Consider the following 20,545-nt stretch of genomic DNA (forward strand, 5'->3'; position numbering starts at 1 on the left):
GACGCCGCGGCGCTGGGGCCGGGACGGCAAAGACCGTCCGGCAATGGAGAAACTTTTGAGGAACTACAGCCTCAAGTGGGTCGGAGTGTGACATGTCCCAGCGGTCTTGGGGAGAGGTCCGCCACAAGAAATTCCGGTACCAGCGGCGAACATCGTGGTGGGCGAGGAAATCGTGAGAGTCCATCCACTGGTACGAGTGTTGCTCCACGCCGCCACCCGTAACTACACTCACTCTAAAGTTTCTGCCGGAGGAGAGATGATGGACGAAACATCGGAGCTGGGCGCCGCGCGGTGCCCCGGGCCCAGCGTCCAGGACTACCTCGACCAGGACAGCCGACCCGTTCCCCCCGCCCTCAGGTTCGAGCGGAACGACCACCTCGGCAGCGAGGACGTCGACACCGCCCGCTTCACCTCCCGCGAGTGGGCCGAACGGGAGATGCGGCAGGTCTGGCGGCGCGTGTGGCAGTTCGCCTGCCTGGAGAGCGAGATCCCCGAGGTCGGCGACCACGAGGTCTACGAGATCGGCGACGACTCGCTCATCGTCGTCCGCACGGCGCCCGAGGAGATCCGCGCCTTCGTCAACGTCTGCCTGCACCGCGGACGCAAACTGCGCACCGGCGGCGGCAACGTCGGCGAGTTCCGCTGCTCGTTCCACGGCTTCACCTGGAACCTCGACGGCACGATGCGGACCCCGCCGTGCGCCTGGGACTTCCCGCACGTCAGCCCGGAGAAGTTCGCCCTCCCCGAGGCCCGGGTGGCCACCTGGCGCGGCTTCGTCTTCATCAACATGGACCCGTACGCCGAGTCCTTCGACAGCTACCGCGGCACCTTCGACGACTACTACATCTGGCCGCTGGAGAACCGCTACAAGTCGCTGCACATCGGCAAAGTGCTGCCCTGCAACTGGAAGGTCGCCCAGGACGCGTTCATCGAGTCCTTCCATGTGATCGCCACCCACCCGCAGATGCTGCCGTGGCTCGCCGACGCCAACTCGCAGTACGACGTCATGGCGGACCAGCCGAACTGGAGCCGGATGATCAACATCCAGGGCGCGCCCAGTCCGCACGTGGCGGACTCCGTCACGGAGGAGGACGTCCTGGAGACCTTCTACGACTCGCGCGCGTTCTACTCCGCCGCCCAGGGCCGTGACCTGGTACGGCAGGAGGGCGACGAGCTGCCGGCGATCCCGCCCGGCGGCACCGCCCGCCAGGTCCTCGCCGAGCGCATGCGGGCGCAACTGGCGGCCACCTCGCGGCAGGACTTCTCGAACACCCCCGACACCGAACTGCTGGACGCCATCAACTACCTGCTGTTCCCCAACTTCAACCCCTGGGGCGGCGCCAAGTCGAACATCATCTACCGGTTCCGGCCCCACGGCCTCGACCCCGACTCCTGCACCGCCGAGATCATCTTCATGTCGTCCCCGAAAGAGCCCGGCGAGCTGCCGCCACCGGCGAAGATCCGCTGGGTGCCCGAGGACATGCTCTTCGCCGACATCCCCGAACTCGGCGTGCTCGGCCCCGTCTTCGACCAGGACTGCGAGAACCTGCCCTACGTCCAGCAGGGCCTGAAGGCCATGCGCAAGCCGGGCATCACCCTGGCCAACTACCAGGAGAGCCGCATCCGCCACTTCAACCGGACCCTCGACCGGTGGATGGACAAGTGATCCACCGAGTGTCGGTCAGACCCTCCGGCGTCGAGCTCGAAGTCCGCGACGGCGAGGACCTGTTCACCGCCGCCCGCCGACTCGGCTACCGCTGGCCCACCGTCTGCGGCGGCAAGGGCACCTGCCGCATCTGCTTCGTCCGGGTCGAGGAGGGCGCCGAGAACTGCTCGCCCGTGGGCCTGCTGGAGCGCGAGGGCATCGAGTCCCTGCGCCGGCCGGTGGACGGCTCGACCAGACTCGCCTGCCGGCTCCTGGTCGAGGGCCCGGTGACCGTGACCAAGAGCGGCGTGCGCCGCCGAGCGCAGGAGTGAGGCCCCATGTCCAAGCAAGTGATCCACCCACTGACCGGGCATGTGTACCGGCTCACCGAGGACGGGCTGGTCGAGGTGACCGACCCCGGGACGGGGGCGCAGGGCGTCTTCGACTTCCAGGCCCGGTGGCAGTCGGGCGAACTGCGCCACGCCGACCTCCAGATGGCCGGCTGGGTCGGCCGCCTCGCCCAGCGGCGCACGACGCCGCAGCCCGAGGAGTGACCCGGTGACGCCCCGCACCACCCGGGCGGTCTGTCTGGTGCGCCGACCGGACGGTGAGCCGCTTCCCGGTGACTTCGCCGTCGAGGAACGCCCGCTGCCGCTCCTGGAGGAGGGGCAGCTGCTCGTGCGCAACCTCTACATGAGCGTCGACCCGTCCATGCGCGGCCGCCTGGAGAGCACCGAGAAGCACTACACGCACAACTTCACCCCGGGCGCCCCGCTCGACGGCCGCGCCCTCGGCGTCGTGGAGGAGAGCCGCTGTGCCTCCGTGCCGCCGGGCACCTACGTACGCCACCAACTCGGCTGGCGGGAGCGGGCGGTGCTCGACGAAAGGGCCGTGGACGGCGCCGGTCGCATCGACCCGGAACTCGCCCCGCTGCCCACCTGGTTGGGCCTGCTCGGCCAGACCGGGTTCACCGCCTACGTCGGCCTGACCCGGATCGCGCAGCTGCGTCCGGGCGACACCGTCCTCGTGTCGGCGGCGGCCGGCGCGGTCGGCAGCGCCGCCGGTCAGTTCGCGCGCCTGCTGGGCGCGGACCGCGTCATCGGGACCGCCGGAGGGCCGGACAAGTGCGCCCTGCTGGTGAAGGAGTTCGGCTACGACGCGGCCGCGGACTACCGTGCCGAGCCGGTGCGCGACGCACTGGCCCGGCTGGCGCCCGACGGCATCGACGTCTACTTCGACAACGTCGGCGGGGAACAGCTCGCCGCCGCGCTGCACGCGCTGCGCACCGGTGGCCGGGTCGCGCTGTGCGGCATGATGTCGCAGTTCGGCGGCGACGGGCGGTCCGCGGACATCAACCAGCTGATCCAGGCGGTCCTCAAGCGGCTGACCCTGCGCGGTTTCATCGTCCGCGACCACGACGACCTGCGGCCGGAGTTCGAGCAGCGGGTCGCGGGCTGGCTCGCCGAGGGCCGGATCACCGCGCGCGAGACGGTCGTGGACGGTCTGGACAACGCGGCACAAGCCCTGCTGTCCCTGCTGCGGGGCGGCAACATCGGCAAGATGCTGGTCCGACTGCATGACTGACGACTGAATTGCTGACTACTGCGTGACTGACTACTGAACGACGAACGACGAACGACGAACGACGAACGACGAACGACGAACGACGAACGACGAACGACGCCCGCGACGCGGGCGCCGTTCGTCGCACGGGCCGGGACCGCGGTCAGCGCATGGGTCGCGACGCGGCGACCGTATGTGCCTGCAGGGAGACCCCCAACCGGGTCAGTCCGGACACGGCGGTCCGGAAGTCCTTGATGTGCGGGGTGGCGAAGTGCTCGTCGAGGGCCTGCTGGGACACCCACCGCTCGAACACCCGGATCCGGCGGCCGTCCGTGGGGTCCGCCGTCATGGCGTAGTCCAGGCAGCCGGGCTCTTCCTCGCGGGTGCGCTTCCCGACTTCGACGAGGTGCCTGAGCATCGTGTCGCGGTCCGCGGGCTCGTAGTCCATCCAGCCGGCGACGATGATTTCCTCTGACACGGTGGTCCCTTTCCCCTTCCACGGTCATGGCTCATGACCGTGGGCCCGCCGCCCCTCTGCCAGGAAGGAGCGACGGGCCCATGGTTGCTCAGATGCCGGGTGCCGCCGGGACGCCGTCCACGGTGACCGTGCCCTTCTCGCCGTCGACCGTGATCACCATGCCGTCCCGCAGCCGCCGTGTACCGCCCTCGACGGAGATGACGGCCGGGATGCCGAGTTCGCGGCAGACCACGACGGCGTGGCTGTTGAGCGCCCCCACGTCCACGACGGCTGCTCCTGCCACGAGGAACAGCGGGGTCCAGGCCGCGTCCGTGATCGGTGCCACCAGCACCTCGCCCGGCTCCAGCGCCTCGCACGAGGCCGGGTCGGTGACCACCCGCACCCTGCCGGTGTAGGCGCCGTGGCTTCCGCCGACGCCGGTCAGCACATCGCCCTCCGCGGCGGTCGCGACGTCATCCTCGCTGCGCCGCGGCCAGCCGTCGATCTCGGTCTGTGCGTCCTGTGCGACGAAGAACGGAGGTTCCAGCTCGCGCAGCCCGGCGTATTCCTGAAGCCGCTGGGCGATGACGGGCTCGAAGCCGCCCGGGTCGGCGACATAGTCGTCGAGCTCCGTCTCCAGCAGCATCATCACGTCCTCGGGCTCGGCGAAGCGTCCCGCCTCGACTCCGCGACGACCCAGCTCCCTCACCGTCATACGGATTTCGTTGATGACGGTCACACAGTTGGCCTTGGTCCGCTCACGTGCCGGGATCCACACCTGGGAAGCGTGCATGCCGGCGTCGAACATCGGCCGAGTGTCCTCGGGGAGGGCCGCTCGGATCTCCGCCGCGAGTTGTTCGCGGCGCTCGGTCAGCCTGCGGTGACGCGCGGCCGGAGAGTTGTCGTCGGAGGTGTGCCGGATCCGATCGACCAGAGCCAGCGCCTGGACCGGCGCCGCCTCCCAGGACAGCGCGTGGATGTCCCACTCGTTGGGGCCGCGGTCGCCGGACTCGGCGATGAACTCGTCGAAGGAGTCACGGAACGCCTTGACGTCTCCGGTCGCCCCTTCGAGAGCCTGCTGCACTGCGGCCGGACCCCGGTCGAACAGAGCTGTCAGCTCCGCCGAGGCGACCACCTGGCGGGACAGCGTCCACAGCCCGGTTGACGGAGAGGCGGAGTCCACGCCTCCCAGCCCGCCGATGAGGTCGAGCATCGCGCCGGGACGGTCGACGCTCGCGCACAGCGGTCCGAGGATCGCCGGCCCGACGGACGCGGGCAGCGAGGACTCGACATGCCGTTGGAAGGTCGTCTCCACGTCGGCCAGCAACGAGCGGGCGTAGGCCACCAACTCGACGTCGGACAGGGACGCCAGGTCGGGTCGCTCGCGCTTGATACGGCGCAGCCGCTCATGGTCGGCGTCGCCCTCCGGGTAGCCGGCCTGACCGAGCATCCCCTGCAGCGTCGCTGTGGCCTTGGCCGTCAGTTCCGCGTCCAGGTCGTCGGGGTGCGGCACGTACACCGGCGTGTCGGAGCGCTGGCCCACGAAGGCGGTGTCGATCTGGTCCGCGGTCTGCCCCATGCGGATGCCGAACAGCCGCAGGTGCGACAGGTTGAGGTAGAAGTAACCGCCGAAGATTCCGACGAACGGAGGGCGAGGGCCGCTGATCTCGTCCTCGCGGTAGATGCCGAACTCGACGAAACCGCGACGCCAGCCCTGCAGGCCGCGCCCCCATACCAGGGTCCAGCCCAGCGGGCTGGCCGGCTCCGGCAGGGTTTCGCCCGCGTTGGCCCGGGTGTAGTGGGGCAGTCGCTCGCTGCGCTGCCAGTCGGTGATCCAGTGTTTCATGGCGAGGGGGTTCCCTCCGTCCGCTCCGGCGCTCACCACTGCGCCGTTCCGCCGTCGACGCTGATCAGCGTGCCCGTGATGCCCGCGCCGGCGTCGCTCGCGAGCAGCGAGGCGACGCTCGCGATCTGTTCCACGGTGGTGATCTTCTTGGTAGCGGCGTGCTCGGCGAACCGGGCCAGCCACTCCTCGTACGAGATGCCCTCGGCCTCGGCCGCGGCAGGCCCGGCGGCCCGCATCAGGTCGGTGTCGACGGCGCCGGGGCAGATCGCGTTGCAGGTGATGCCCATGGTGCCGTACTCGAAGGCGGTCGCCTTGGTCAGACCGTGGATGGCGTGCTTGTTGGTGATGTAGTGGCTGATCGCGGGCTTGTTGGCCTGCTTGCCCTCGACCGAGGAGATGTTGATGACCCGGCCCCAGCCACCTTCCAGCATGGGCCTCAGCGCACGGCGGGTGCCGTAGAAGTAGGCGTTCAGATTGAGGTCGAGCGCTTTGTGCCACGCCTCGTCACTCAGCTCGTGGACCGGGGCGAAGCCCTCGGTGCCTCCGACGTTGTTGACCATGACGTCCAGTCGACCGAAGCGCTCGACCGTCCAGTCGACCAGCGCCTCGATGTCCGACTGGCGGCTCGAGTCGCAGGCGTGGAAGACGGCCTTGTCGCCGGCCTGGAGTTCTTCCAGGGCCTGCTTGCCCTTGATCTCGGAGCGGCCGCTGAGCACGACCGTGGCTCCGTCGGCCAGGAAGGCCTCGGCGATGGCGCGGCCGATACTGCGCGTGCTGCCCGTGATCACCGCGACACGTCCGTCGAGGCTGCCCGTAGCCACCATGTTGTTCTCCTGCGGTTTCTGAGGGTTCGTCATCTGGACGCTTCGTCCAGGAGGCGGTGGATGGTGCGGTGGAAGTGCTGCAGTCCGGGTTCGTTGCGTCCGAAGACGAAGTCGGTCCCGGCGAGGGCCTTCAGCCCCCGTTGGACTCCGTAGGTGGTCGCGTAGTCCTCGTCGCGGACCACCTCGTAGAACCACTCGCCGAACTGGTCGGCGGCGTGGCGCTCCTCCTCGGTGACGGCCGGTTCGCGCAGCAGGATGATCTGCTGGGTGACTGATTCCGTGGCCGTACGGGGGATCACGATGGAGACGGCGATCTTGTTGCGCCAGGTGCCGGCGATGGCCAGGCCGGGGAAGAGCCAGTAGATGGCTCCGACGATGTCGCCGGGGTCACGCTTGTCCGCGGGCAGGTCCACCAAGTCGGCGACGGGCCGCAGGGCCGCCGCGAGACGCTGGTGGGGCCCCCAGGTGTCGTGGGCCATCATGTTGGAGAAGTTCGTCTCGAAGACCGTCTTCGTGTGCAGCGAGGCGAAGTGGTACGTCTCCAGGTACCCGTCCAGGGTGACCTTCCAGTTCGGGCTGGTCAGCTCCCGGGTCGCGTAGTGGTGGCAGTCCGCGAAGCGGAGCCCCTCCAGCAGTGGCTGCAGATCTCCCAGCCAGGCGTCCAGGTCGTGCTCGGCGTTCGGATCGAGCGATACGAAGACGATGCCGGCGCGCTCACCGACGGGGAGCTGGATCAGGCCGCGCTTCTCGCGTGGTACGTCGCCGAAGGTCTTCTCGGCGTACACGCCGCGCAGTTCCCCCGACAGGTCGTAGGACCAGGCGTGGTACGGGCAGGTGATCCGCTTCGCCACGCCGCAGCCCGGCTCGACCAGCTCGGCGCCACGGTGCCGGCAGGCGTTGATCATCGCGTGGACTGCGCCCTGGCGGTCCCGCGTGATCAGGATGGGGATGCCGAGCACGTCCAGTGCCTTGTAGGTCCCGGGCTTGGGGAGCTCGGACGACATGGCGAGCGGCAGCGGGACGCTCCGGTGGACGGCGTCCATCTCACGCAGCCAGCGGTCGACGTCGAGGTAGTTGTCGACGGGTTCCGTCCACTGCTCCTCGGCCTCATGCGTCGTGTTGTTCCGGTAGTGCTCGATGACACGCTCGGCAAGGTCGGCCGCATCCTGCCGCATCGCCTTGCCCGCGTCATCGCTGGAGCGGTCCTGGCCGATCCATGAGTGGTATTCCGGGGCGGGGGGCGGCAAGGGGCGCTCGTCGCCTGCCGCTCGGGTCTCCGGTGAGATCTGGACCACGATGTCCTCAATCCTCCCAGTCGCGAGCTGGTGAAGGGTGCCTGTGCTTCAGCTCCGCTGTGACCGCCACAACAACAGGAGTTAGTGTTGTGTGTCAATAGAAAGTCGCGAAGTTTGGATGTGCGGCATTGCGCAGGTCACCTTCGCTTTCCGTTGCGAGGGTAACCGCCGCTCAGGTCGATCTTTCTGGGGATCGGCTCCAGCTGAAGGGTGGGTGCGGGTGGTGAGTGGGCGGAAGGGGTCCAGTGGTCGATGAGATGGCCGAGCCGGCTCGGGTGGCCCGAGAAGTGGCGATGACCCAGCCCTTCGAGGTCGGTGTCGTGGTGCGCGACCTGGAGGTGTCGGAGCGCTTCTATCGCGAGGTGCTCGGCTGCGTTCCGGTGCACCGCTCGCACATCCCGGACACCATCGGCGGCCCGGCCGGATTGGGTGGGCCCCTGTCGGTCGTCTGGCTTCAGGTGCCGTCCGGGGGCCGGATCAAGCTGATACGACTTCAGGCGGATGCGGATGCGGATGCGGATGCGGATGCTGAGGCGCGGCCGTGCGCCGCACCGCTGGCCGCACGCCGCGGCTTGTCCTATGTCACCTTTCACTTCGACGACATCGTGCCGGTCGTCGCCGCCCTGTCGGCCGCCGGCGCCCGGCCGCTGTCGTCCCCGGTCGTCGTGGTGGCGCGGGACCGGCGGATCAGCTTCTGGGCGGATCCGGAGGGCAACGTCCTCGAACTGGTGGACCGGCGAGGCGGTGACCAGGAGACCCGTTGGACCCGGCCCATAGTAATTAGAGAACCTCTTCAGTAAGGTGCGCCCTGCTGGTTACTGTAGACCGGCAATAGAAAGTCCGATCGGTTGGAAACCTCGCAACGGGGCGAAGGGGCGGACGATGGTTCAAAAGGCACCGCGGAAGTCGGCCGCGAAGACCACACACCCAGCATCCGCGCAGGTCATCAAGGACCTGCACGAACGCATGGTGCGCATCAGGCTGTTCGAGACCGAGGCGGGAAAACTTATGGAGGCCGGGAAGCTGCCCGGCTTCCTGCACCTCTACGTCGGCCAGGAAGCCGTGGCCGCAGGCGTGATGGCGGCTCTGCGCGACGACGACCAGATCACCTCCACCCACCGAGGCCACGGGCACGCCGTGGCCAAGGGCGTCGGCTTCCGCGAGATGTACTCCGAGCTGTACGGCCGGGTCACCGGCGCCTGCCTCGGCCGCGGCGGGAGCATGCACATCAACGACCTCACCCGCGGCATGCTAGGCGCCAACGGCATCGTCGGGGCCGGCGTCCCGATCGCCGTCGGCGCGGCCTTCGCCGCCCGGTACAAGGGCGAGGACAACATCGCGGTGACCTTCTTCGGGGACGGCGCCACCAACATCGGCGCCTGGCACGAGGGCGCCAACATGGCCGCGATCCTGGACCTGCCCGTGGTCTTCGTCTGCGAGAACAACGGCTACGCGGAGTTCACCCCGCAGTCCGCTCACATGCTGATCACCGACGTCGCGGACCGGGCCGCCGCCTACGGCATGCCGAGCGTGATCGTCGACGGCATGGACGCCGTCGCCGTCCACCGGGCCGCCACCGAGGCCGTCGAACGGGCCCGGTCCGGCGCGGGCCCGATGATGATCGAGGCCAAGACCTACCGCTACTTCGACCACCAGGGCGTCAAGGGCCTGCGGCACCCCTACCGCTCGGACGAGGAGGTCGCCGAGTGGAAGTCGCGCGACCCCATCGACCTGATCGAGGCCCGGGCCGTCGCCGACGGCACCGCCACCCGTGCGGAGCTGGACGAGGTGTGGCAGCGCACGCGCGACGAGATCGCCGAGGCCATCGTGTACGCCGAGTCGAGTCCGCTGCCCGACCCCGCCGACATGCTCCTCAACGTCTATTCGGGATGACCGCCATGACCCTCACCACCGAAGCACCGGCCGGCGTCCCGGTCGCAGCCGCCCGCAGACTGTCCTACGTCAAGGCCTTCAACGAAGGCCTCGCGCAGGTCATGCGCGAGGACGAGAACGTCTTCGTCGCCGGCGAGGACGTGGCCGGATACGGCGGCGTGTTCCGCATGTTCGACAACCTGCTCGACGAGTTCGGCCCCCGCCGCATGATCGACACCCCGATCTCCGAAGCCGCCCTGGTCGGCCTGGGGGTGGGCGCCGCCGCCCGGGGTCTGCGCCCCGTCGTCGACCTGATGTTCATGGACTTCATCGGCGTCTGCCTCGACCAGATCGTCAACCAGGCAGCCAAGATGAAGTACATGTTCGGCGGCGGGTTGTCCGTGCCGCTGACCATCACCACCGCCTCCGGCGCCGGCCTCGGTGCCGCCGCACAGCACAGCCAGAGCCTGGAGGCCTGGCTGGCCCACGTGCCCGGCCTCAAGGTGGTCATGCCGAGTGACGCCTACACCGCCAAAGGCCTGACCGTCTCGGCCATCCGGGACGACAACCCGGTCGTCGTCATGCTCAACAAGGTCCTGCTCGGCAGCACCAGCGAAGTGCCCGAGGAGATCTACGGCATCCCGCTGGGCCAGGCGCACACCGCGCGACAGGGCTCCGACGTCACCGTGATCGCTCTCGGCCGCATGGTGGGGGAGGCCCTCGCGGCCGCCGACGAACTCGCCGCCGAGGGCGTGGAGATCGAGGTGATCGACCCCCGCACCGTGCAGCCCCTGGACACCGAGACGATGTTCGCCTCCGTCCGCCGCACCAACCGGGTGCTCGTGGTGCACGAGGCCGTCACCTTCGGGGGCCTCGGAGCGGAGATCGCCGCCCAGATCCAGGACGTCGTCTTCGACTATCTGGACGCGCCGGTCCTGCGCATCGGCGCCCCCTTCTCCCCGGTTCCCTTCTCACCGGTCCTGGAGAAGGCGTACGTGCCCGATCGCGCCCGTATCGCCCAGGGCTGCCGGCGTCTCCTCGAAAGGTCGTGACGGACGTGGCGGTCGAGGTTCTGCTGCCGAAGATCGGCCTGACCATGCAGGAAGGCACGATCGACGAATGGCTGGTGGCCACCGGCGCGGCCGTCGCGGAGGGCGACGCACTGCTGCGGCTGGCCACCGACAAGGTCGACGTGGACGTCGAGGCGGAGGCCGGGGGACTGTTCCACCCGGTGGTCCCGGCCGGGACCACCGTCCCCGCCGGAGCCCTCATCGGCTGGCTGCTCGCCGAGGGCGAGCAGCCACCGGACCCGGGGGGTACGCCGATGACTCCCGGGTCCGGATCCGGCGCAGGTGTGGCGGTCGTGCCCGCCCTGGACGGCGGCGCGGCAACGACCCTCGTGCCCGCTCCCGCCGGCGGTGCGGCTCGGGCCGTCCAGTCGGCGCTCACCGGCACCGCCGCGGCCCTCGACGCCGGGGTGCCCTCCGCCAACGGCACCGGCGACCGGCTGCCGTCCTCACCGAACGCTCGAAGGGTCGCCGCCGACGCCGACGTGGACCTCACCGCCGTACGCGGTACGGGGCCGGGCGGCCGGATCGTCTCCGAGGACGTGGAGGAGTTCCTCACCGCCCTCGCCGACGACCTCGTCACGTCGGCCGCGCCGGTCGGCGCCCCTTCCTCGCCCCTGGTCCGCAAGCTCGCCAAGGAGCGGGGCATCGACCTCTCCGAGGTGAACGGCACCGGCCTCGGCGGCCGGGTCCGCCGCTCCGACCTCGACGCCGTCGCTCCCGCGCCTGCTCGCCGGAACGCGGTCCCCCGGCCCGGCGACGTCATTCCCCTCACCGGGATGCGCGGCACCATCGCGCGCAGGATGCACGCCAGCCTCCAGGAGATGGCGCAGCTGACGCACGGCTACGAGGTGCGGATGGACGCCGTGGTGTCCCTGCGGGAGCGGCTCAGACAGGAGTGGGCCGACAGCGACCTGCCGGTGCCCAGCCTCAACGACTTCCTGCTGAAGGCCGCCGCCCTGGCCCTGCGTGAGCACCCGCTGCTCAACGCGACGGTGCGGGAGGACGGCATCCATCTGCTCGACGGCATCCACCTGGGCTTCGCGGTGGCCGTCCCGGGCGGCCTGATGGTGCCCGTGATCGAGGACGCGGTGACACTGCCGCTGCCCGAGATCGCGCGCCGGTCGAGGACTCTGGCCGAGGCCGCGCGCGAGGGGCGGATCTCCCCCGCCCAGCTGGAAGGGGCCACCTTCACCGTCACCTCCCTCGGCGGATACGGCGTGGACTTCTTCACCCCCGTGATCAACCCCGGCAATGTCGCGATCCTCGGGGTGGGCAGGCTCAGGGACGGCGTGGAGTGGGACGACGACCGGCCGCTGCGGACACGGGTGCTCACCCTGAGCCTCACCTTCGACCACCGTGCCGTCGACGGGGCTCCCGCCGCCGAGTATCTGCGCACGGTCGGTGAGTTGCTGCGCAAGCCGCTCCGTCTCCTGGTGTGAGCCGTCGGGGCGGGGTGGCTCGACCGCGGCCGTGGGAAGCCGATGCGAGGACTGCGCACCGGGACCGCCTGTCGCGGTCGGTGCCCGCACGCGCGGGCGCACCACCCATGCCGAACACGATGCGGGGCCTCGCCGACGAGCGCAGTCACCCACTGGTCGGCCAGGCACGTTCCCGGCCTCCCGCTGATCGCGGGACGGCATCGCGGCCGATATGCCCACGCGCCGTTGCGCTGCTGTGCGCCCTGTGGCGAGGCGACGACTACAGTGCCGTGTCGTTGCCGTGACCCTGACTCCGTCCGGGCGAGAGGCCCCTCCCACTTGAGTGCGAGGGGCCTCTCCCCATGCCCGCGCCCTTGCTGCGGACGCTCTCTAGGCGGTCGGGTCGGCGATGCGTTCTGCCAGCGCGGCGACCTCGCGGACGAACGAGCGGTGCCCCAGCGACCGGTAGACGTCGTCGCCCCGGACCTGTGAGATCGCCGCCGTCTCCAGGAGCGCCAGCAGGCCCAGGCCGATCACCGCCGCCTCGGCGTCGGAGACGGACTCGCGGGCCTTGCGGATCAACCGCATCACCTCCTGGAGCAGCTCGGCGCGGCTTTCCTGGCGCAGTGCCTCCGCGTCCTGGCTCATGCCGGCCGACGACACGAAGAACACGGTGGCGGCGGATCGGTGCTCGCCCATCCAGGCCAGCAGCACGGTGACCGCCGCCGCGATGTCCGAGCCGGGTTCGTGTGCCTCCGTGAGTGCCCGCAACTGCTCACGCAGCGCTGTGGCGAACGCCCGCATCCCCTCTGCCAGGACCTGGTCCTTGGAGGAGAAGTGGTAGTACACCGCTGCCGAGGTCATCTCGGCGCGAGCGGCGATGTCGGCCACCGTCACCTCGTCGGGCGGCTGGGTGGCGAACAACTCGGTGGCTGCTTCGATCACCCACTGCTTGCGCGACGGACGATGAGCGGCTCGGGTCCGGGAGGTCGTCATGGTGTCAAGTATGCCGGGATCCGAAGGTCCCGGAGCCCCATAATCAGCAGGAATTATGTCAACCAGCGGTGCTAGTTACTGCATAGAATGGTCAGTACGCAGGGCCCACGGACGCGGGTTCACGGCAGTCGGCAGGGAGCATGATGGCCACCACGAAAAACGGCAAGCAGCCCGCCCACCGGCCCTCGCGACGGCAGCACATCATCACCGCCGCCGTCCGGGTGTTCGGCCGCAACGGATTCGCTGAGACCAGCATCCAGGACATCGCGGACGAGGCGCAGGTGGTGCCGACGGCCGTCTACTACCACTTCGACGGCAAGGAGGAGCTGCTCGAACTCGCCATGCGCCGGGTCTTCGACCAGCTCAACGCGGTCGTGGAGGCGGCCCGGCCGGAGTCCGAGCCGGGTGACGCGGAGGGTCTGGTCCGCGTCATCGACGCCGTGTGGGACTGGGTGGAGAAGAACCCGGACGAGGCCCGCCTGTACCAGGTCCAGGTCGCCTCGGCCAACGGCAGTGTCAAGGTGCTGCGGGACGAGTTCGAACAGCGGCACATCCAGCGCGGCTACGACTATCTGCCGGAGAGCACCACCCGCAGCCCCCGGGCGGCGAAGACCCGGCACGCGGCACAGGCGCTCGCGGTCCGCACACTGATCAGTACGACCATGCTCGTCACCGCGCTGCGGGCGGAGGGCGGCCCGCTGTCCCAGTTGCCCTCCCGGTCCGTGCTGGAGGCGGTCAGGGAGCTGGCACTGCGTATCGTCGCCACCGAACGGAACCCGGCGAAGACAGCGTCGGCTCCGGCGACGTCACCGAGCTGAGGCGGTTCACCAGGGCAGTGGCCGGCGCTCGGCGAACAGCCCGCCCGTCGTCAGGTCGCCCTCGGGAAGGGTCGCCAGCCAGACCGTGGTGTCCGCACCCTCCTCCGGCCCGCGCGGAGCGGACGGGCCGCCCATGCCGCTGCGGGTCCAGCCGGGGTCGGCGGCGTTGACCAGGACACCCGTGCCGGCCAGTTCGGCTGCGAGCATCCGGGTCAGGGCGTTGAGCGCCGTCTTGGAGATGCGGTAGGCGGGGTGCCGGCCGGAGTCCATCAGCGCCAGTGAACCGTACGAGCTGGTCACGTTCACGACCCGGCCGTAGCCGGCCTCCACCATGCCCGGGACGACAGCCTCCGCCACGCGCCAGGCGCCCGTGAGGTTCGTGTCCAGGGTCGAACGCAGAATGTCCTCGTCGATGTACGGGGGCCGCAGTTCCCCGTCGAGAGACACTCCCGCGTTGTTCACCAGGACGTCGATCCCGCCGGTCAGCTCCCGTGCCTCCCGCACCGCTTCGGTGACGCTCTTCGCGGAGGTCACGTCCAGCGCCAGGGGCAGCGCCGACCGGCCGATGGCGCGGCACGCCTCCTCAGCCGCCGCCCGTTGCCGCGCCCCGACCAGGACCCGTAGCCCCCGGTCCGCGAGCTGTCGGCCGATCTCCAGGCCGATGCCGCGTGCCCCGCCGGTCACCAGCGCTGTTCTGCCGTCGTGCCCCATGATGTGCGGGCCGCCTCTCACACCGTCAGGATCGAGCAGGCGCTGATTCCGGGCGCCCCGTACACATGGGTGAAGCCCACCCGGGGGGCGCCCGGCACCTGCACACCGGGTGCCCGGCCCTGCAACTGTCGTACGACCTCGTGGAACTGCCGTAGCCCGGAGGCGCCGACGGGCTCCCCGCCGGCCAGGCATCCGCCGTCGGTGTTGACCGGTATCCGGCCCGTGGCTTCGGTGGCCCCGGCGGCCAGCAACGCCTCCTGCTCGCCATGGGCGCACAGCCCGGTCTCCGCCAGGTGGATCAGTTCCGAGCCGCTGTCGGTGTCCTGCAACTGGGCGACACCCACGTCGGCGGGCCGCACCCCCGCCGTGCGGAAGACCGCCTCCGCGGCGTCGACGCTGGGGCTGCGGTGCGGCCCCGGCGGCAGCCAGGGCGAGAACACCTCGAAGGAACCGAACCGCCTGGTCCGGAAGGCCAGTGACGCCAGCCTGACCGGTCGCTCGCACAGGTCGAACGCACGGTCGCCGAGGGCCAGGACCAAGGCCGCCGCGCCCTGTCCGGGGGAACAGAACATGTACTGGGTGAGCGGGGGACTGACCTCGGCGGAGTCCAGGATCTCCTGCTCGGTCAACGGCTTGCGCCGCCAGGCCAGGGGATGGTGCGAGCCGTTGCGGAAGGCTCGCGCGGCGACCATCGCCAGCGCCCGCTCAGAGATCCCGTGCTCGTACAGGTACCGCTGGGTCTTCAGCGCGAAGAACTGGGTGGTGAGCATCATGCCGGTCTCGGCGTACCAGTCGCCCAGTCCGTAGCGGGCCGCGGAGACGTGGAACGCGCCTCGCTCGTGCTTGTCGAACCCCACCGCGAGCCCCAGCGAGGCCTCGCCCGCGCGCAGCGCGTTCGCCACCGTGAGCACGGTGGAGGCGCCGGTCGCGCAGCCGTTCTGCACGTTGACGAACGGCACTCCGGTCAGGCCCAGACGGCCCACCAACGTGTCGGGCTTGCCGGACACGTCGGAGCCGCCGGCCGCGTAGCCGATGTCCTCCCAGGCGACGCCCGCGTCGGCCAGCGCCTCTCGCACCGCGTGCTCGGCCATGTCCATTCCGGTGACGCTCTCGTCGCGGCCGAAGGCATGCATCCCGCATCCGACCACGTACACGTCGTTCGACCCGCTCATCGCTCCCCGTCCCGTTCCGGGCGGAACGCGAAGGTCACCACCTCGGTTCCGTCCTCGTCCTGGTAGGCGGGCATGGTGGTGAGCCGGACCGGCAGGCCGATCCGGATCTCCGCGCGGGGCACCGCGAGCCGCGCTTCGACCAGCACCTCACCGAGGTCCACATAGCCCACGTGGTACGGCCGGTGGCCGCCGGCCGGCACCCGGTACGGCGACTTCGGCGGGAACGCCTGAAGCGTCCACGACCACACCCGCCCGCTCACCGGCAGTACCCGCGGCGTCATCGTCCCCTCCGAACACCTGGGGCACGAGTCCTGCCGGGGGAAGACCACGGTGGCGCAGCCGGAGCAGCGGGCGCCCACGAGACGCGGTGGATCCCCGTCGCCGTACTCCCCGTTCTCGAACAGGGACTCGTCGATGAGTCTGGTGGCCATGCCGTCCCGCCTTCCATGTCACCAGCCGAGCAGCCCGGCCAGCCGTTCCCGATGGTGTGCGGCGCCGCCCAGCAGGACCGCGTCCGACTGGGCGCGCCGGAAGTACAGGTGCGCGTCGTGCTCCCAGGTGAAGCCCATCCCGCCGTGGAACTGCACGCACTCGGCGGCGACGGAGACGAACGCCTCGCCGCACCACGCCTGTGCCACTGCTGCCGCCTCGGCCAGCGCCACCGGCGATCCGTCCGCCCGGACCGCGCGGACCACGGCGGACCGGGCGGCCTCGACCTGGAGCAGCATGTCGGCGCAGGCGTGCTTGACGGCCTGGAAGCCGCCGATCGCCCTGCCGAACTGGGTCCGCTCGCGCACATGGGCCACCGTCATGTCCAAGGCGGCCTGCGCTCCGCCCAGTTGCTCGGCGGCCAGAGCCACCAGGGCCACGTCCAGGGCGCGGGAGACGATGTCCGCCCCCTCGCCGCCGACGGTCAGCGGCCGTGCCCGGGCAGCGGAGAAGGTGATCACCGCCTGGCCCCGGCTGAGGTCCAGAGTGGGCACCCGGCGCACGGTGACTCCCGGCTCACGCGGGTCGGCCAGGAACACGTCCACACCGTCGGGCCCGGCCGCGGCCACCACCAGCGCCTCGGCGTCGGCGCCGTCGAGGACGAACGGCGCGGTGCCGTCCAGCAGCGGGACGCCGCCCCGCCAGGAGACGGCCACCGGCACGGCGTCCGCCCGCCACGCCCCGTCGGGCGCGGCCACCGCCAGCGCGTGCACGGTGCCCTCGGCCAGCGCGGCCGACGCCTCGTCGGCGGTGCCGCAGCCGGCCAGCACCTGCCCGGCCAGCACGGTGGAGGACAGCAGCGGTACGGGTGCCAGTGTCCTGCCCAACTCCTCGCAGACGGCGGCGATCTCGGCGAGGCCGCCGATGCCTCCGGCCGACTCGGGCAGGCCGAGGGCCGCGAGGCCGACCTGTCGGCCGAGGGTGTCCCACAACTCGGCGTCGATGCCGGGCGCGTCCTCGGACAGCCGGCGTACCGCGGCGGTGCCGCCGGTATCCGCGCACACCGAGCGAACGGTCTCGCGCAGGTCCGCCAGCTCGGTCTCCGACAGGGCCGTGGTCTCGGTCATGGTGCTCGTCATCGTGTGCTCCCGCTCTCGTCGCGCCGCTCGGCGTCCTGCCGTCGGCCCAGGGCACTGTGCGCGGCCGCCATCCGGGCCACCGGCACGCGGTGCGCGGAACAGGAGACGTAGTCGAGGCCGAGGTCGTCGCAGAACGCGATCGACTCCGGATCCCCACCGTGCTCACCGCACACGCCAAGCTTGATACCGGGCCGCACGTCCCGTGCCTGCTCGGCGGCCAGGCGGATCAGGGCCCCCACCCCGTGCGGGTCGAGCCGCGCGAACGGGCTGGCGGTCAGGAGCCCGCGTTCCTGGTACGACACGAGCACCTGCCGTTCGACGTCGTCCCGGGAGAACCCGTAGGTGAGCTGCGTGAGGTCGTTGGTGCCGAAGGAGAAGAACTCGGCGTGCTCGGCGAGTTCACCGGCCAGGAGTGCGGCGCGCGGAGTCTCGATCATCGTGCCGAGCCGGTACGGGACCCGCACCCCGGTGCGGGCGGCGACCGTGTCGGCGGCATCCCGTACGTACGCGGCGGCGGCCGCCAGTTCCTCCGGCAGGCTGACGAGCGGGATCATCACCTCCAGCTCCGGCCGGACCCCGGTGGCGGCGACATCCGCCCAGGCGGCGAAGAGGGCCTCGGCCTGCGCCGGGTAGAGCCTCTCGTGCAGCAGTGCCAGCCGCACACCGCGCAGCCCGAGCATCGGGTTCGCCTCGCGCAGCGCGGCGGCCCGCTGCTCCTCGGCCGCGTCCAGGGCCTGCCCGGGGGCGGGCAGGAACTCGTGCAGCGGGGCATCCAGCAGGCGCACGGTCACCGGGCGGTTCCCGACCGCGGCCAGCAGCGCGCGGAAGTCCTCGTGCTGGGCGCGCTCCAGCGCCGTCAGCGCCTCGTCGCGGGCGGCCGGGTCGGCGGCCAGGAGCACTCGCCTGATCAGCGGCAGCCGCTCGCCGAGGAACTGGTGCTCCGTACGGCACAGCCCCACACCCTCCGCGCCCAGGGCCAGGGCCGTGTCCACCTCGGCGGCCGTGTCGGCGTTGACCCGCACGCCCAGTCGGCGCATGCCGTCCGCCCACTCCAGCAAGGTGGACAGTTCGGGTGGCGGTCCGGCCACACTGACTCGCAGCGTCCCCGCGTACACGGCGCCGCTGCGGCCGTCCAGCGAGATCGGGTCGCCCTCACGCAGTACCCGCTCCCCGATGCGGACCGTCCCGGCGGCGAGGTCCACGCGCAGCCCCTCCGCGCCGCACACCGCGGGCGTGCCGGCTCCCCGCGCCACGACGGCGGCATGCGAGGCGATACCGCCACTGCCGGTCAGCACGGCGGCGGAGACCAGCATCCCGGGGACGTCCGCCGGGGTCGTCTCACCGGCCACGAGCACGACCCGCGTGCCGTCCGCGGCCAGTTCGAGGGCACGTTCACTGGACAGCACGACCGCGCCGGTCGCCGCCCCCGGGGACGCGGGCAGCCCCTTCGCCAGGAGCTCCTCCCCACCGGTCAGCCGTAGTTGGGGGTGCAGCAGTTCCTGCACCTGCGCGGGCGTGATCCGCCGGACGGCCTCCTCGCGGCCGAGCGCCCCGTCCCGGGCCAGGTCCGTGGCCAGGCACACCGAGGCCCGGAGCGGCGGGCGGGATTGCGGCGAGGCGGCGAGCAGGGAGATCTCGTCGTCGCGCACCTCGAAGTCGACCGACACCGGCGCGCGCAGATGCCGCTCCAGGGTGAGCAGGGAGTGCTCAAGGAGTGCGGTGCCACCCGCGAGCCGGTCCAGTGGTTCTCCGGTGTTCGGCGGCGGGGCGCTGCGGCGCACTCCTCGGAAGAAGGAGCCCTGCGGGGAGAGACGCCCGGTCTCGGGGTCGCGGCTGGTCGCCGTGCCGTAGCCGGAGTGGTCGGCCGGGCCGATGCGCAGGGCCTGGACATGCAGGGCGACGGCCAGGTCGGCGGGGAGCCGCTGGGCGCGGCGGGATCTTCTCGCACGCGGCGAGTCCCACCGGGCGAGGAGGGCACGGGCGGCCAGCGCGAGCTGCTGCGCCGGCTCGTCGGGGAAGGGGCCGGAGCCGTGTTCCGCCGTCAGCGACAGCAGTGCCTCCACCCGTACCCGTGGCGTCGGCGTGTCCAGGAGGGCGTCGTCGAGCACCGCGCCGGGCACGTCCAGGGCGTACTCGGCGATCATGCGTACGGTGGCGGCCCACACCTCGTACAGCGCGTCCGCACGCCCGATGAGGGCGCACAGGTCGTCGGCACGGGCGGGAGTGACGCCGAGACAGGCCAGGTCGGGCGGCAGTCCGGCGATCTCGGTCGGCGCGCTCGCCGACAGGCGCAGCAGCAGCGGCCGGGCCGCGTCCTCGATACGCCGGCCCGAGAGCTGTTCGACCAGGTCCACGGCGGCCTGGGCGGTGTCGGGATCGCACAGCGACGCGGCGGCGCCGGCGGGCACGGTGAGCCCCGGCACGACCGGCAGACCGAGGGCCACCAGGCCGTCCACCGCCGCCCCGTGCGCGCCCAGTTCGTCGGCTTCGAGGCCCCGGGTGCGTCCCTGTCCGTAGGGCACCATGAGCCGGCCGGGGGTTCCGGACGGCGCGACGGACATCCGGGACTGTGCGAGCGGCCCTACTTCGCGGTCGGTGACGCTCACCCTCTGCTCCTTGTGACAAGCTCCTCTTCGAGAGCCTCGTCCTCGGCCCTGCTGATGCCCAGGACGAGCAGCAGCTCCTGGTGCAGCCGCATCCACACGGTGTGGTACGAGTCGCACAGCGGCGAGGCCAGCCACTGCGGCGCGCCGTCGTCGAAGCGGTCGAGGGCCTCCTCCAGGGCCGTCAGGTACCGTCCGCTGCCGGCGAGCACCGGGTCCAGCCTGCGCAGCACGGGCTGGATCGCCTCGTGCACGTCTTCCAGCGACTCGCGCACCCCGGCGTCGTACACCTCGTCGGAGTGGTCGTTGACCGAGCCGTCGGGGCGGCACTGCCAGGCCGTGCAGACGTCGCGGATCTTGCGGTTGACCGGCAGGAACGCCTCGTACGCCGCGGTGATCCGGCCCTCCTGCTCGGAGCCCGGGGGGACCCGCAGGATCCGCGCGGCGACGGTCTTGGCGCGCTCGGTCGGCAGCACCACCGGCCCCTTCACCATCGCCAGTCCGGCGTCGACCAGCGGGCGGTGCTCGGACTCCGGCCGGCCACGCCACATACCGCGCAGAACGAGGTCGACGGCGCCTTCGGTGAGGGTCTCGTCGAATGCGTCCGGAACGTCCACGGCAGCAGATTGCATCGCCACACCATTTCCCCGGTTCTGTGGTGACCGGTTCCTCGGTCCTGTGTTGCCC

At 71.0% G+C, this 20,545-nt stretch carries 20 protein-coding genes; 9 read left to right on the forward strand and 11 right to left on the reverse strand.

Going from position 1 to position 20,545, the window contains the following annotated elements:
* Window positions 1-256 precede the first annotated feature (256 nt).
* Genes P8T65_RS41520 through P8T65_RS41535 form a run of 4 tightly spaced genes read left to right on the forward strand, consistent with a single transcriptional unit; the run spans window position 257 to window position 3,229 of the window.
* Window positions 257-1,666, forward strand: a complete 1,410-nt coding sequence (locus tag P8T65_RS41520) for an aromatic ring-hydroxylating dioxygenase subunit alpha (protein ID WP_316730601.1) — start codon at window positions 257-259, stop codon at window positions 1,664-1,666.
* Complete coding sequence (locus P8T65_RS41525; protein WP_316730602.1) at window positions 1,651-1,977, forward strand: 2Fe-2S iron-sulfur cluster binding domain-containing protein; 327 nt, start codon at window positions 1,651-1,653, stop codon at window positions 1,975-1,977. Before P8T65_RS41520 ends, P8T65_RS41525 begins: the two co-directional genes overlap by 16 nt.
* A gap of 6 nt (window positions 1,978-1,983) precedes the next feature.
* Window positions 1,984-2,199, forward strand: a complete 216-nt coding sequence (locus P8T65_RS41530) for a transposase (protein WP_316730603.1) — start codon at window positions 1,984-1,986, stop codon at window positions 2,197-2,199.
* Between the two features lie 4 nt (window positions 2,200-2,203).
* Window positions 2,204-3,229, forward strand: coding sequence for an NADP-dependent oxidoreductase (locus tag P8T65_RS41535; RefSeq protein WP_316730604.1), 1,026 nt, complete (start codon window positions 2,204-2,206; stop codon window positions 3,227-3,229).
* Between the two features lie 142 nt (window positions 3,230-3,371).
* Here P8T65_RS41535 and P8T65_RS41540 read toward each other — a convergent pair whose 3' ends face one another.
* From P8T65_RS41540 to P8T65_RS41555, 4 genes are all read right to left on the reverse strand, one after another.
* A complete protein-coding gene (locus tag P8T65_RS41540; protein WP_316730606.1) occupies window positions 3,372-3,686 on the reverse strand; it encodes a putative quinol monooxygenase in 315 nt (104 codons plus the stop codon).
* An 88-nt stretch (window positions 3,687-3,774) separates the two neighbouring features.
* On the reverse strand, window positions 3,775-5,511 hold the full coding sequence (locus tag P8T65_RS41545; RefSeq protein WP_316730607.1) for a PEP-utilizing enzyme: 1,737 nt from the start codon (window positions 5,509-5,511) through the stop codon (window positions 3,775-3,777).
* Between the two features lie 32 nt (window positions 5,512-5,543).
* Window positions 5,544-6,368: an SDR family NAD(P)-dependent oxidoreductase gene (locus P8T65_RS41550; protein ID WP_316730609.1), complete on the reverse strand. Its 825-nt coding sequence runs from the start codon at window positions 6,366-6,368 to the stop codon at window positions 5,544-5,546.
* A complete protein-coding gene (locus P8T65_RS41555; protein ID WP_316730610.1) occupies window positions 6,365-7,630 on the reverse strand; it encodes an aromatic ring-hydroxylating dioxygenase subunit alpha in 1,266 nt (421 codons plus the stop codon). The genes P8T65_RS41550 and P8T65_RS41555 overlap by 4 nt, the downstream gene beginning before the upstream one ends.
* Window positions 7,631-7,923: 293 nt before the next feature.
* Between P8T65_RS41555 and P8T65_RS41560 the strand changes: the two genes are divergently transcribed.
* The 4 genes from P8T65_RS41560 to P8T65_RS41575 all read left to right on the forward strand — a co-directional run bounded on the left by P8T65_RS41560 (window position 7,924) and on the right by P8T65_RS41575 (window position 12,011).
* Window positions 7,924-8,430 carry a VOC family protein gene (locus P8T65_RS41560; RefSeq protein WP_316730611.1) on the forward strand — a complete coding sequence of 169 codons (507 nt, stop codon included), beginning with the start codon at window positions 7,924-7,926 and terminating at the stop codon, window positions 8,428-8,430.
* Between the two features lie 82 nt (window positions 8,431-8,512).
* The gene (locus tag P8T65_RS41565; RefSeq protein WP_316730612.1) at window positions 8,513-9,523 is read left to right on the forward strand and encodes a thiamine pyrophosphate-dependent dehydrogenase E1 component subunit alpha; all 1,011 of its coding nucleotides are present in this window, start codon (window positions 8,513-8,515) and stop codon (window positions 9,521-9,523) included.
* Complete coding sequence (locus tag P8T65_RS41570) at window positions 9,520-10,554, forward strand: alpha-ketoacid dehydrogenase subunit beta (protein ID WP_316730615.1); 1,035 nt, start codon at window positions 9,520-9,522, stop codon at window positions 10,552-10,554. The genes P8T65_RS41565 and P8T65_RS41570 overlap by 4 nt, the downstream gene beginning before the upstream one ends.
* A 5-nt stretch (window positions 10,555-10,559) precedes the next feature.
* Window positions 10,560-12,011, forward strand: a complete 1,452-nt coding sequence (locus P8T65_RS41575; RefSeq protein WP_316730617.1) for a dihydrolipoamide acetyltransferase family protein — start codon at window positions 10,560-10,562, stop codon at window positions 12,009-12,011.
* A gap of 369 nt (window positions 12,012-12,380) precedes the next feature.
* Here P8T65_RS41575 and P8T65_RS41580 read toward each other — a convergent pair whose 3' ends face one another.
* Window positions 12,381-12,986 carry a helix-turn-helix domain-containing protein gene (locus P8T65_RS41580; protein WP_316730618.1) on the reverse strand — a complete coding sequence of 202 codons (606 nt, stop codon included), beginning with the start codon at window positions 12,984-12,986 and terminating at the stop codon, window positions 12,381-12,383.
* Window positions 12,987-13,126: 140 nt separating this feature from the next.
* Here P8T65_RS41580 and P8T65_RS41585 point away from each other — a divergent pair, with 140 nt between their 5' ends.
* The gene (locus P8T65_RS41585; protein ID WP_316730619.1) at window positions 13,127-13,804 is read left to right on the forward strand and encodes a TetR/AcrR family transcriptional regulator; all 678 of its coding nucleotides are present in this window, start codon (window positions 13,127-13,129) and stop codon (window positions 13,802-13,804) included.
* A gap of 6 nt (window positions 13,805-13,810) precedes the next feature.
* Here the strand turns inward: P8T65_RS41585 and P8T65_RS41590 are convergent, their stop codons facing one another.
* Genes P8T65_RS41590 through P8T65_RS41615 form a run of 6 tightly spaced genes read right to left on the reverse strand, consistent with a single transcriptional unit; the run spans window position 13,811 to window position 20,475 of the window.
* Window positions 13,811-14,536 carry an SDR family NAD(P)-dependent oxidoreductase gene (locus P8T65_RS41590; protein WP_316730620.1) on the reverse strand — a complete coding sequence of 242 codons (726 nt, stop codon included), beginning with the start codon at window positions 14,534-14,536 and terminating at the stop codon, window positions 13,811-13,813.
* The gene (locus P8T65_RS41595; RefSeq protein ID WP_316730621.1) at window positions 14,533-15,687 is read right to left on the reverse strand and encodes a thiolase family protein; all 1,155 of its coding nucleotides are present in this window, start codon (window positions 15,685-15,687) and stop codon (window positions 14,533-14,535) included. Before P8T65_RS41595 ends, P8T65_RS41590 begins: the two co-directional genes overlap by 4 nt.
* Window positions 15,684-16,118: a Zn-ribbon domain-containing OB-fold protein gene (locus P8T65_RS41600; RefSeq protein WP_220650330.1), complete on the reverse strand. Its 435-nt coding sequence runs from the start codon at window positions 16,116-16,118 to the stop codon at window positions 15,684-15,686. Before P8T65_RS41600 ends, P8T65_RS41595 begins: the two co-directional genes overlap by 4 nt.
* 18 nt (window positions 16,119-16,136) lie before the next feature.
* Window positions 16,137-17,255 carry an acyl-CoA dehydrogenase family protein gene (locus P8T65_RS41605; protein WP_316730623.1) on the reverse strand — a complete coding sequence of 373 codons (1,119 nt, stop codon included), beginning with the start codon at window positions 17,253-17,255 and terminating at the stop codon, window positions 16,137-16,139.
* Window positions 17,252-19,861 (reverse strand): putative PEP-binding protein, encoded by a 2,610-nt coding sequence (locus P8T65_RS41610; protein ID WP_316730624.1) that lies wholly within the window; start codon window positions 19,859-19,861, stop codon window positions 17,252-17,254. The genes P8T65_RS41605 and P8T65_RS41610 overlap by 4 nt, the downstream gene beginning before the upstream one ends.
* Window positions 19,858-20,475, reverse strand: a complete 618-nt coding sequence (locus P8T65_RS41615; protein WP_220650333.1) for a hypothetical protein — start codon at window positions 20,473-20,475, stop codon at window positions 19,858-19,860. Before P8T65_RS41615 ends, P8T65_RS41610 begins: the two co-directional genes overlap by 4 nt.
* Between the last annotated feature and the right edge of the window lie 70 nt (window positions 20,476-20,545).

It is taken from the genome of Streptomyces sp. 11x1 (assembly GCF_032598905.1).
Lineage (GTDB): Bacteria > Actinomycetota > Actinomycetes > Streptomycetales > Streptomycetaceae > Streptomyces.